This is a genomic window from Paraburkholderia sp. GAS42 (assembly GCF_050436565.1).
Taxonomy (GTDB): domain Bacteria; phylum Pseudomonadota; class Gammaproteobacteria; order Burkholderiales; family Burkholderiaceae; genus Paraburkholderia.
In genome coordinates, this window is the sequence record NZ_JBNDML010000002.1 from 496,932 (window position 1) to 508,512 (window position 11,581).

Annotated in this window: 10 protein-coding genes; 5 read left to right on the forward strand and 5 right to left on the reverse strand. The window is 61.1% G+C overall.

The window, feature by feature from the left end:
- Positions 1-231: 231 nt before the first annotated feature.
- Positions 232-3,165, reverse strand: coding sequence for an ATP-binding protein (locus P3T16_RS04865; RefSeq protein WP_429341380.1), 2,934 nt, complete (start codon positions 3,163-3,165; stop codon positions 232-234).
- A 1,248-nt stretch (positions 3,166-4,413) separates the two neighbouring features.
- Here P3T16_RS04865 and P3T16_RS04870 point away from each other — a divergent pair.
- Both P3T16_RS04870 and P3T16_RS04875 read left to right on the forward strand, forming a co-directional pair.
- Positions 4,414-5,121, forward strand: a complete 708-nt coding sequence (locus P3T16_RS04870; protein WP_429341381.1) for a helix-turn-helix transcriptional regulator — start codon at positions 4,414-4,416, stop codon at positions 5,119-5,121.
- A gap of 56 nt (positions 5,122-5,177) precedes the next feature.
- Positions 5,178-6,155 (forward strand): helix-turn-helix transcriptional regulator, encoded by a 978-nt coding sequence (locus P3T16_RS04875; RefSeq protein ID WP_429341382.1) that lies wholly within the window; start codon positions 5,178-5,180, stop codon positions 6,153-6,155.
- 462 nt (positions 6,156-6,617) lie between these two features.
- Here the strand turns inward: P3T16_RS04875 and P3T16_RS04880 are convergent, their stop codons facing one another.
- Both P3T16_RS04880 and P3T16_RS04885 read right to left on the reverse strand, forming a co-directional pair.
- The gene (locus tag P3T16_RS04880; RefSeq protein ID WP_429254471.1) at positions 6,618-6,851 is read right to left on the reverse strand and encodes a hypothetical protein; all 234 of its coding nucleotides are present in this window, start codon (positions 6,849-6,851) and stop codon (positions 6,618-6,620) included.
- A 109-nt stretch (positions 6,852-6,960) separates the two neighbouring features.
- Positions 6,961-7,428, reverse strand: coding sequence for an Lrp/AsnC family transcriptional regulator (locus P3T16_RS04885; RefSeq protein WP_429254472.1), 468 nt, complete (start codon positions 7,426-7,428; stop codon positions 6,961-6,963).
- 134 nt (positions 7,429-7,562) lie between these two features.
- Here P3T16_RS04885 and P3T16_RS04890 point away from each other — a divergent pair, with 134 nt between their 5' ends.
- Positions 7,563-8,192, forward strand: a complete 630-nt coding sequence (locus tag P3T16_RS04890; RefSeq protein WP_429341383.1) for a LysE family translocator — start codon at positions 7,563-7,565, stop codon at positions 8,190-8,192.
- Positions 8,193-8,225: 33 nt separating this feature from the next.
- On the opposite strand, the gene P3T16_RS04895 is transcribed toward P3T16_RS04890, so the two are convergent.
- On the reverse strand, positions 8,226-8,414 hold the full coding sequence (locus P3T16_RS04895; RefSeq protein ID WP_429341384.1) for a DUF1289 domain-containing protein: 189 nt from the start codon (positions 8,412-8,414) through the stop codon (positions 8,226-8,228).
- Between the two features lie 151 nt (positions 8,415-8,565).
- Between P3T16_RS04895 and P3T16_RS04900 the strand changes: the two genes are divergently transcribed.
- Positions 8,566-8,886 carry a YnfA family protein gene (locus P3T16_RS04900; protein WP_429341385.1) on the forward strand — a complete coding sequence of 107 codons (321 nt, stop codon included), beginning with the start codon at positions 8,566-8,568 and terminating at the stop codon, positions 8,884-8,886.
- 196 nt (positions 8,887-9,082) lie between these two features.
- On the opposite strand, the gene P3T16_RS04905 is transcribed toward P3T16_RS04900, so the two are convergent.
- Positions 9,083-9,598: a DUF1993 domain-containing protein gene (locus tag P3T16_RS04905; protein ID WP_429254476.1), complete on the reverse strand. Its 516-nt coding sequence runs from the start codon at positions 9,596-9,598 to the stop codon at positions 9,083-9,085.
- 308 nt (positions 9,599-9,906) lie between these two features.
- Here P3T16_RS04905 and P3T16_RS04910 point away from each other — a divergent pair, with 308 nt between their 5' ends.
- The gene (locus P3T16_RS04910) at positions 9,907-11,466 is read left to right on the forward strand and encodes a S53 family peptidase (protein ID WP_429341386.1); all 1,560 of its coding nucleotides are present in this window, start codon (positions 9,907-9,909) and stop codon (positions 11,464-11,466) included.
- Positions 11,467-11,581: the final 115 nt, after the last annotated feature.

Genomic DNA, 11,581 nt, shown 5'->3' on the forward strand with positions numbered 1-11,581 from the left:
TTCGAGCTATGTCGGGCGAAGCCTTGCCGGGCGTGGGTCGCAAACGTTTATCCAGGGGTGTCCGCAAGAAACGGATTTTCAAATACGCAAAGCACCCGGACCGGACGTTTCGAGTGTCTCTGCGCGACCCATACCCGCCCTTTGATTCGATACGCCTTCGGCGGCTGTTTCCGCGGTGAACCGACCACTGGAATGACGGGTTCTCGCATTTCAAATTCCTGAAGGCCCTCCTTATGCGAGCGATGCGATGCCCGTAGTCTGACGAGACTGCACAACTTCAAACGCGACATCCTCTGGTTGCTCTGCATGATGAACATGCAAGGCATCGATCAGTTCGAACAGTGCCTGGACATCAGGGCTTCTGCTGCTGCGCTCAAAGCCGACCGAAAGATTTTGCAGCAAGGCCAATGCGCTTGCCGTTTGCCCATCCTCGTGCGACAGCCGCGCCATAGCAACGGTAGCGCGTAGTTCCCACATGCGAGCCCCCTGGTGCTGCGATAACTGGATTGCTTCCAGGAAGCACACTCTCGCCTCGTTGAGCGTGTCGCGCCATGTGTCGCTTGCCTGCGCCTCGAGCCTTGCGCGTGCTTGCGCGAGGAGACCAAGCGCCCGCCATACTTCAGGCAGAACGAACAGCTTGCCGTTCCGTCTGCAGAATCTCAATGTATCGGACAACCGCGCCGCAGCGTCGGCGAAGCGGCCGGCCGCGATCAGTTCCTCGGCGCACTGGACGACGAGCGGTGTAATCAGCCGTCTGAAGCCTTGCGCAATCAGCGCATCCAGGGACGCCTCCAGCACCGACAGTCCACGTTCCGTCTCTCCTTTGAGCAGATCACAATAGGCCGCGAGACACTCGCTGTATTTGCGCCAGATCGTGAAACGGTGTCGCGCCGCCTGAGAGCGCATGATGTCCAGATAGCGGCGGCCGCGCTGCAAATCGCCCGAGAGCAATGCGATCGGCACCGCAACCACGCCGAGCACATGCGTGAGCCAAGGCTCCATCGTTTCCGGTGTAATCAGGTCGACACCTTTGTCGACGTACGCCAACGCCTCGTCCGCATTGCCCTGCAACCAGACAATGCGCGCAAGCGTGGCGTAGCAGATGGCGAGAGGATTGACAGCGAAGCTGGTGATCTGCTCCGCTTCGTCCGGGTGAGTAGCCAGATGTTGCATGGCCGCTTCGATCCGCGACTTCGCCTGATCGTGCTGCCCGAAGCAGTGTTGCGCGACTGCGGCAAGCAGGTTCGCCAGCGTCTCCTGCCATGCATGACCACGATCCCGCGCGAACGTCTGAAACCGCAGCGCATGATCAATCGCGTCCTGCACGTTTCCACCGTATAGCGCGGCATTCCAGAGCCCCCAGTACGCACGGGCCTGGAATACGTCGTTACCGGACGAGATGGCCAGACCGAGAACTTCGTTCCAGAGCTGCCTGGAACGCCCGATCGGACCACACAGATTCGGCAGCGTAGCGGCCAACGCCGCTCGCACGCGCATCTCGCTCACGGCATCTATCGACCCGGGCGGCAGTTCGCTCAGCGCGGCTACCGCACGTTCTGCCCACATGCCGCATTCCTCGATCAGGCAGCAACCCAGCAGGACGCCCGTCAACATCGAAGTCAGCTCGACGGCGAGATGCAGATCGCCGCCAGATGAAAACGCCCAATCGGACGCGACACGAGCATGGTCGAGCGTCTGCCGCAGATCAGACGAGTCGTTCGCCCGTTGCCGCGGATATGTACGACCCGCCCCTGCGTCTAAACGCGACGCGAAATAGCGCGCGATACGCGATGCGATTTCCTGTGTTTCGTTTTCGGCCTGAAGCTGCTCGAGTGCATAGGCTCGAGTCGATTCATTCATCTTGTACTCTGCGACGGGACCGTCAAAGCTGACATTCACCATCGACTTTTGCACGAGTTCGCTGATCCCATCGATCGCAGCACCGATAGTCAAGCCTGAATCGCAAGCAACGGCGCACATTGCTTCGAGCGTGAATACGCCTCCGAACATCGCGAGTCGCCGGAACAGCGCCTGAGCACCTGGATCGAGCAGAGCGAAGCTCCAGTCGAACGTTGCACGCAGTGTCTTGTGACGCGGCAACGCGGTACGGTATCCACCCGTCAGGATCGACATCCGGTCGTCGAGGCGCCGATACACACCTTCGATACCGAACGAAAAGACGCGAGCTGCCGCCAGTTCGATTGCCAGCGGTATACCGTCGAGCCGGCGGCATATCTCGCCAGCCATCAATGTTTCCGTCTTGTCGAAACAGGCCTTTCCCAGTAGCGCCTGCAACCGCCCGAGAAAAAGGTGCACAGCAGACTGCGCAAGGACCTCCTGTTCGGTGGCGTCGTGCGCTGGCACGTCGAGAGGTTCGACACGGATCGTCCTTTCCTGTGCGATGCGCAGCGGCTCCCGGCTCGTGACCAGAACGCTCAATGCAGGGTTGACGACCGTCAGCGCTTCGACAATCCGGGCCACGTGAGTAATCGCGTGCTCGGCGTTGTCGAGCACCAGCGTGCAGGGATTGTCCGCGAGCGTCGCCGCGAGCGTGTCGATGGAAGGAAAGTCTCCGTCGAATGACACGTGACAGGTTTGCGCAATGGACGCGAGGATCGCCTGCGTGTCCGTCAGTGCCGCCAGTTCGACGAAACAGACGGGCTTGAGGTGCGCTTCGGCAATCTGGTGCGCGACAGCGATCGACAGCGTCGTCTTTCCAATCCCGCCGGCGCCAGTCAGCGTCAGGACAGGTGCCGAATCGAGCGCGGCGCGAACTTGCGCGATGGCCGCATCGCGCCCGATCAATCCCGTCGGAAACGGCGGTAAGGTACGTCGTGCCTTACCTGGCGCAGGGCTTTCGGACGGCAGCGCTGCGGCCCGACTCTGCATTAGTCGATACCCACGGCCCGGCACTGTGACGATGCAGTCGCGATCCTCACCAAATGCTTTACGCAGCGCCGAAAGGTGTACATGGATGTTGTTCTCCTCGACGACTGTATCCGGCCAGACGGCGTCCATCAGTTCGTCTTTCGTGACGAGCCGTCCGTCGACGGAGGCAAGCAATGCAAGAATATCGAACGCACGTGACCCGACACACAGGGCCTCGTTGTGCCTGCGTACCACGCGTGTGCTCATGTCGATTTCAATGTGACCGAACTTGATCATGGTGCTGTGACCTCAGTGGGTAACGATGTCGAACCAAATGTCGCCGTCGGGGTCATGGTCTCGTGATGCGGCAAGTCCTCGTCACGCACTGCCAATCCGCAAGCATCGCTCACCCCGCACTGCATTCAACGTTGAGGTGAGATTCCTGGATGGATGGAACATATAGCGGACGGAAATACGCTTTCTTGACGAAACGGCATACAGTCGCTGTTCTTCCGTGATGTCGACATGACACTTCCCTTCGTTGCGTGGCCGGCGTGTCGCACAGGTTTGAGCGCATCGGCCATCGGACGACGGCGCGCCGCGCGCCGTTCCGGTTTGCCACTGCCGCGTCATGTGCCCGCGGCGCTGCGCCATTTCCATTTCGATGTATGAGGAGTTCCAACACGAACAAGCCCGGACTGTCTTCGGTTGCACCGATGGTCTCGTTTGTCGGAGCAATCTGAATGATGAGTAACTGGGCGAACCATTTCTTGAATATTCTTGCCCGGCTTGGCACAGATTCGATTCTCTTCGCTTGGTTAGGGGCATCACTTGCGCGACCGTTGCGCCATATTGAATGCGAGCAGCGTCGGCCCGGTAGCAGGCGGGCCAAGGACTCCGTTAGCGAAAAGAAAGGCGGGTGCAAGCCATGCAAAACTGTTCAACAGCCCTTCCGGTACTTATACTTATCGTATTCACGTAAGGCTGGCGTGATGGCAGTGCTCGCCAATGCCAACATCCGTTAGCAAATCGTATGGATGGCACTACTCCCCCGCAAAAATACCTAATACAGGAATCACTCACTCGCGTGACCGTCGCGGCAACTGGTCATGCCGTCAAGCCGTACCCTATGTGCCTCGGATGAGTTTACGCGGCAGAGTCTGCAGCCCGCTCGGGTTCTGCGTGCTCACGCTGCGGTTCGCACAGTACCGCTTAAGCCGCCGGATGATCTATCCGCAATCGGTATCGCGTCGACCAGCGAATATAAAAGACGGATTCCTTTTGTCGCTTCTTCAGGTTCAGGAAATCCTGACGGTAAGATCAGCGCTTCCTGAAACGACCTTCCGCCGTCGCCGATTGGACGTGCGAACCGATCCTCATAAGATCGATTCTTCGTGCATCGCGGGAGAAGTCATAGCGTGCAACAGATCGCTGCGTTCTCAAGTCGAGACAACTGTTTAGCTCGACGCGTGTTCGCATCAAGGCCAGCCGCCATGGCCCTAGCTGGTGCGCAACCGCGTCCGACGTCACCACCCGATGGTCCGCATGTCGACACTTGACCTATCCCGACGCGCAGCACTAGCAGCAGCGCTCCTTGCCCAACTCCCGAAGAGTCAAGGCGCATGGCAACCGGAGCCCGCATGCGCGCGAAATCTCGGGATTCTGATAGACGAGCTGACGACCGGCGACGCCGTCTCGATCGAGTTCGGCGCGCTGCTGCGTGATGCGCTCGCCCGTCCGCATGCGATGACGACGGATGTGGTGCACGGATTGCTGATTGCGATCTGCGCCTACGCCGCGGAACCCGGCAATACGGCTCGCTCGCTCGAGCACCGCACCCGCGGGATGACGGCACGCCAGTACCAGTCATTACTCGAACACGTCGATGCGCACCTGTGCGTATCACTTTCGCTGGCCGATCTTGCCGCGGCATCAACGCTGACCGTCGCGCACCTGTCGCGTGCGCTCAAGCGGGCGACAGGCGAGACACCGAAGCGCTGGCTGCAGCGGCGGCGTGTGGATCACGCAAAGCAGCTACTCGTACGAAACAATGGCTCGCTGAGTGAAATCGCTACCGCTTGCGGATTCTCGAATCAGAGTCATTTGACTCGTGTATTTGTCAAGCTGACCGGCACCACACCGCGTGCCTGGCAAGCGTCAAGACGAATACCCGCACAATCGCGGCAGACAAGAGCGAGCATCGGCGCGACCACACCACGCGGACGTCCGCCAATCCGCACGCCGTTACGTTAAGCGGTCGGACGCGACCGGTCAGGCTGCTCTCACCCATGTCAACCAGCAGCACGACGATGTCCACACCTTACGGCAACGATGCCGCCCGCTATTTCCGACTGCCGAGCACGCCCGTTCTCAGGAGCTCGATGCTCCAGACCCCGGACGTCACGATTACCCGCCTGACATCCACGCCCGGCGCCGTCAACAGCACCGACCCGATCCCGCCAGAAAACGCGTTCGTGCTATGTCTGCAGTTACAGCCGCTGCCGAAGCATGAGTTGTGGCTGGATGGCAGGCCGGAGCGGGTCTCCCCGTATGCCAGCGGTGCCGTGTCGGTGGTCGACCTCGCCGCTCGTCCTTCCGCATTCCTGCCCACCGCGTTCGACTGTCTGCAGTTTTACCTGCCGGAAGCTTCACTGCACCGGATCGCCGCGGCGGAGGATTGCGTCGCGATCCGCGAACTCGCGATTCCTCATGGCATTCAGGATCCATTCGTCGCGATGGTGGGCAAGTTGCTGCTCCCTGCACTCACCGGCAAACCCGTGCCACAGCTGTTCATCGATGGCCTGCTGATCGCGCTGCACGGTCATCTCGCGGCGACTTACGCTGGCGTGCGTATCGTTGACGCGCGCAGGACAGGCGGACTAGCGCCGTGGCAGGAAATGCGCGCAAAGGCGATGATAGATGCGCATCTTGAAGACGGCCTGTCGATCCTCGAACTCGCCGCCGCGTGCGAACTGTCGCCAGCTTATTTCTGCCGCGCGTTTCGTCGCTCGACCGGGCACGCACCGCATCAGTGGCTTATTCGCCGACGCATCGACGTCGCGCGCGACCTGCTCGCACGCAGCTCGTTGTCAATCGCCGAGATCGCGATCTCTTGCGGCTTTGCCGACCAGAGCCATTTTACGCGCGTGTTCTCACACGTGACCGGCATCACGCCACGCGCATGGCGATACGCGCAACAGCCGCAGTGCCGCCATGCTGGATCAGACGGCGCGGCGCCGGCCAAAATGGCACTCTTCGATACCAACAAACATGGGGAGGCGCGATAACTGCGCACTTTCCGCTTTCCAAAGCCGGCTTCAAGTGAGCGTTGTCTATGACAACCGGACGGCCGGTTACGGGGCAAAACCGACGCCGGAATGTCCAACTGTCGACGCATGTGAACGGCGCTTTGTGGCCGAGTCTTGCCTTCTGGCGATCGGCGGCACCTGACTCGATCCGGCTACCATGCCGGGGATCACCGCCATGCGCCGACCCCCGCGTTTGATAGTCAGGTTGAACCAAAAACCCTATCTGATGTCAGGCAAGGCCGTCAGAATCGTCATAGATTTCAAGCTGACACATTCAGCGTCGGCAGGCGTGCGAGCCGTGCAGCGGCCGGACTCACGCGGAAAAGGCAACTAACGGTCTAATGCGCCCAGCGTCTTCAGATTGGGCCGGCGCATTCGCACAAGGAAAGAATGAACCGCCGGTGAGGCAAAGGCGGCTCGTAGGGAGAGGAGGTCGTCCGCTTACCGGTTGCCGTCAAGCAGATCGCCGAGGAGCCCGTCGAAAGCGGCCTGCGCGTCTTCGAGTTCCTGCAGCGCTGCATCGAAGGTCTGCAATGCCATCTGCGACGGCCGGCCATCGCCGGCGGGCGGGAATTGCGATTGCAACGACGCAAACGCCGTCTGTACTTTCTTCGTCGCGTTGAGCACGCGCTCCATCGCACTGCGTTCTTCAGCTCGCGCCTGTTCGTGATCCATGAAAACTCCGTCGTTCATCGGGTAAAAAATATGACATCGCTGGCCACTATGCCACGGTCTTCGCGAGCGACCTCCGCTGCGGCAAGCGCTGGTTGTACGCGGCATCGGCTTAAGGCAGCGGCAGGCCACCATTGGCTTTGACCTCTCGCAGCGACAGCGACGACTCAACCGATGTCACCCCCGGCAGGCTGCGCAACTGATCGCGCATGAAGGTGCCGTAATCGTCGAGGTCGCGCGCGACGACCTGAAGCACATAGTCCGCGCTGCCCGATACGTTATGACACGACAGGATGCGGGGAATCGCAAGGACTTCGCGCTCGAAGCGCGTCGCGACCGCCCGGTCGTGCACAGCGAACCGCACATACACAAACGCGACCACGCCGAGCCCAAGCGCCGAACGCGACAGCATCGCGCGATAGCGCTCGATGTAGCCTTCGTTTTCCAGGCGCTTCAATCTGCGGGCACACGGCGTTTCACTCAGACCGACCAGTTCGGCGAGGCGAGCGTTGGACATGCGTCCATCCGCCTGCAACGCGGCGAGGATGGCGCGATCGACTTTGTCGAGATCGTCGGTCATGGGGGTGGAAAGCGCTATTTTGATGATGAATTCTAGCGTAATAACCCAGTGAGTTATCTCTAGTCCATGCAAATCGCCAGAAATCTCTCCGTTGACGATAGCAAGATAGAGCCTTGGAAAACGCGGGGTTCGCCATGGTCTCAACTCATCTAATGGTCGTTTTTGTCGCGGCACTGGCTGTCGTCTACGCAGTTCCAGGCCCGGACATGGCGCTCGTCATGCAGACAAGCATCGGGCGCGGTGCGCGAAATGGTTTTGCTGCAGCCGGCGGTCTTGCGATGGCGCGAGCGACGCATGTCACGCTGTCTGCGTGCGGCGTCGCTGCACTGTTTCGCAGCGCGCCCTGGCTTTACGAAGTCGTCCGCTATGGCGGCGCGGTATATCTTGCATGGATCGCGGTGCAGATTTTCCGGTCACCGGTTTTCGCGTTGGCGGCGGGCGGGGTCGTCGCACCTGAGCCGCGCCCGTTGCGCGCGGCCTTCGTCAAGGGTTTGTTGACCAACCTGCTGAACCCAAAGGCGTTGTTGTTCTGTTCAGTGTTGTTGCCGCAATTCGTTCGGCCGGAGGCGGGGCCGGTCGCCGTTCAGGTTGCCGAACTGGGCATCGCGCTTCTGATCGTTGGCGCGTGTTTCGATGCGGCCTACGCGATCGGCGCCGCACGGATCGCGAACTGGATGCGGAGCCATCCACTCGCGCAGACCGTCCAGCGGTGGACATTTTCAGCGGCGCTGGTTGGGTTCGCGTTGCGGCTATCGCTCGATTGATCTGCCAATGGCGCAAGGTCCCTGGTTCAGCGATCAGTGTGGCCTGGTCTGCCTGTTCAGCTTCGATTCACGACGCGGTCTGTCGTCGATAATCTTGCGACGGTGTTTGTCTTTCATCGTCTTCCATCCCTTGCATTCGTCGCGGGTACGCAGGCAGCCGATGCACAGGCCAGTTCTGCCGTCGAACCTGCAGATGTCGACGCAGGGAGATTTGGCGGTCATGACATACCGGGGAGATTGAAGAGGTGCGGTGACTTTCGCATGCGGATCGGGCCGCGGGCAAAGTGATTGTGTTAATAAAAGCCATAGACGATTTGCGTGTTATCTACGTCCGTCGACAACTTCCTCCTTCACAACACCCGTTCGCTCATCAATGACGACATTCCTTCTTTATGCGGTGACCGCGATTGCCGAGATCGTCGGTTGCTATCTGCCGTGGCGCTGGCTCAAAGAGGGCGGCTCGCCATGGCTGCTTGTGCCGGGCGCGCTAAGCCTGGCGCTGTTCGCGTGGCTGCTGACGTTGCATGGCACGGCCGCGGGGCGCGTCTATGCCGCATACGGCGGCGTCTATGTCGCGGTCGCGATCCTGTGGCTATGGGCCGTCGATCAGGTGCGGCCAACGTTGTGGGATCTTGTCGGCGTCGCCGTGACGCTGGCCGGCATGAGCCTCATCGCATTCCAGCCCCGGGTGTGATGCGCGGGTCTGGTCTCGCAACGGTGACTGATCTGCAGGTGGCGTCCACGTGAAGTCCGGGTCGCCGCCGTTCTACTGCTGGCACTGCGCCATCGCCGCCTGATGAATTCAGACGACGATGGCAACACACGCGTCACAGGCGGCGACGTTTGCAAAAGCGTCGCCGCGTTGTGTGGTGTCAGGCAGATCGGCTGGATCAGCCGAGCGTGCTGCGGCCGAGGAAATCGAGCTTGCCCAGATCGACGCCGTTATGACGCAGGATGTCGTAAGCGGTCGTCGTATGGAAGAAGAAATTGGGCAGCGCGAAATGCAGCAGATAGCCAAGCCCGACAAACTCAACCGGACCCGTGCGCATCTTTAGTGTGATGGGACGCTCTTCTGATCCGTCGATCTGCTCGGGCTTGAATTCCTTCAAATAATCGATCGTCTTCTGGATACGGGCATCGAGTTCGTCGAATGTCTGTTCGAAGTCCTCGTACTTCGGCGCTTCGACACCCGCGAGGCGAGCGGCGCAGCCTTTCGCCGTGTCGGTCGCGATGCAGACCTGACGCTTCAACGGCAGCATGTCGGGAAAGAGGCGGGCGCCGGTGAGGACGAGCGGGTCGATCTGTTTTTCTGCGGCGTGCGCCTCGGCTTTGCCGAGAAACGTCTGGAGGTTGGTCAGGCCGCGCACGAGCACGGGCACGGATGCTTGATACATTGAAATGGACATGGGAAGGTTCCTCGGATTCTTCGATCGGGCGCATGTACGGCGCGCGAGGCAACGGACGCGCTGGTTAGCGCGCCGCGCAATCATAGCGCGATCACGGTCATCCTACCGACGGCGCTCGCCGTTGCAAACTGGCCGGATGGCCGAGTGTGACGGCCACAGGAACTGTGTTTGAATGGATTTGTCGGACGGTTCAGCGATGTCGTTGAAACACAGGCGCCGTGCGGGTTCCAATGCAGGCCCGCAGGCGTCTCGAAGTCCACTGTGCCAACGCGCGGCGTGATGTCCGTGCACGGAGGAGGATCAATACCATGGCAAAACATCCACTGGCTGGAAGCGATCGGGCGGTACAGGCGGGCTCGAAAGTCGTTGGCAGTTGCAACCCGGCGGAAACCATTGAGGTCGTTGTCATGCTGCGTCGCCAGGGCGAGCAGCAGTTTCAGGCGCTGATGACAAAAATCGAGTCGGGCGACCCGAAAGTGAAACCTGTGTCGCGTGAGGAATTTGCGAAGCAGTTCGGTGCCGCGCCCGATGACGTCGCAAAGCTGAAAGCGTTTGCCGCGGCACATGGCTTGAATATCGTGCGCGAGGATCCCGCGGCGGCGACCGTCGTGCTGACTGGCACGATCGCGCAGTTCCAGAGCGCATTCGATGTCCACCTGCAGCATTTCGAACATCATTCGATGGGCCAGTATCGCGGGCGCACGGGCGTCATCAGCGTGCCTGACGATCTGCAAGGTGTTGTCACGGCGGTGCTCGGGCTCGACAACCGCCCGCAGGCGCGGCCGCACTTTCGCATTCGCCCGCCGTTCGTGCCGGCACAAGCGCATCAGGGCGCCTTCACGCCGTTGCAACTGGCGTCGCTATATGACTTTCCGCCGGGAGACGGCAAGGGCGAGTGCATCGCCATCATCGAACTTGGCGGCGGCTATCAGTCGGCGGATCTGAGCGCCTATTTTTCGGGGCTCGGCGTGGCGACACCGAAGATCGTCTCGGTCGGTGTCGACCAGGGCAGCAACCAGCCGAGCGGCGATCCGAACGGACCCGACGGCGAGGTCACGCTCGATATTGAAATCGCCGGAGCCATCGCACCGGGCGCGACGATCGCCGTTTATTTCACCGCGAACAGCGACGCTGGCTTTATTGATGCTGTGAGCCGCGCAGTGCATGACACGACCCACAAGCCGTCGGTCATATCGATCAGCTGGGGCGGCCCGGAAACGATCTGGACCGCGCAGTCACTGAACGCCTTCAATGGCATTTTGCAGGCCGCCGCGACAATGGGGGTGACGGTTTGCGCGGCGTCGGGCGACAGCGGGTCGTCCGATGGCGTGGGCGATGGCGGCGAGCATGTCGATTTCCCTGCGTCGAGCCCCTACGTGCTTGCGTGCGGCGGCACGCATCTACAGGCTTCCGGCACGTCGATTACACAGGAAGTGGTATGGAATGACGGCGCGGACGGCGGCGCGGGCGGGGGCGGCGTGAGTACCGCATTCCCCGTGCCGGCGTGGCAGAAGGGGCTGTCGGCTACGGCCGCGCATGGCGGCAAAACGGCCCTCGGCGGACGCGGCGTACCCGATGTCGCCGGTGATGCGTCGCCTGCCACGGGCTACGACGTATTGATTGACGGCACGCGGACAGTAGTCGGCGGCACGAGCGCGGTGGCGCCGCTCTGGGCTGGACTGATTGCGCGCATCAACGCAGCAAAAGGGCAGCCCGCCGGCTTCGTGAATCCGAAGCTTTATCAGGCTCACGGTGCCTGCAACGACATCACGCAGGGCAATAACGGCAGCTTTTCCGCCGGCCCGGGCTGGGACGCATGCACTGGCCTCGGCAGCCCTAATGGTCAGAAGGTGGCGGCAGCACTATAGTTCGACCAGCGGGCCGGTGGTCGGTCAGGTCGATAGCATGGCGACCGGTGACCCGCTTGCGTCGATGATGGGCAGCATCTTGCACGACTTAATATGACGTCAACGAATCCGATGG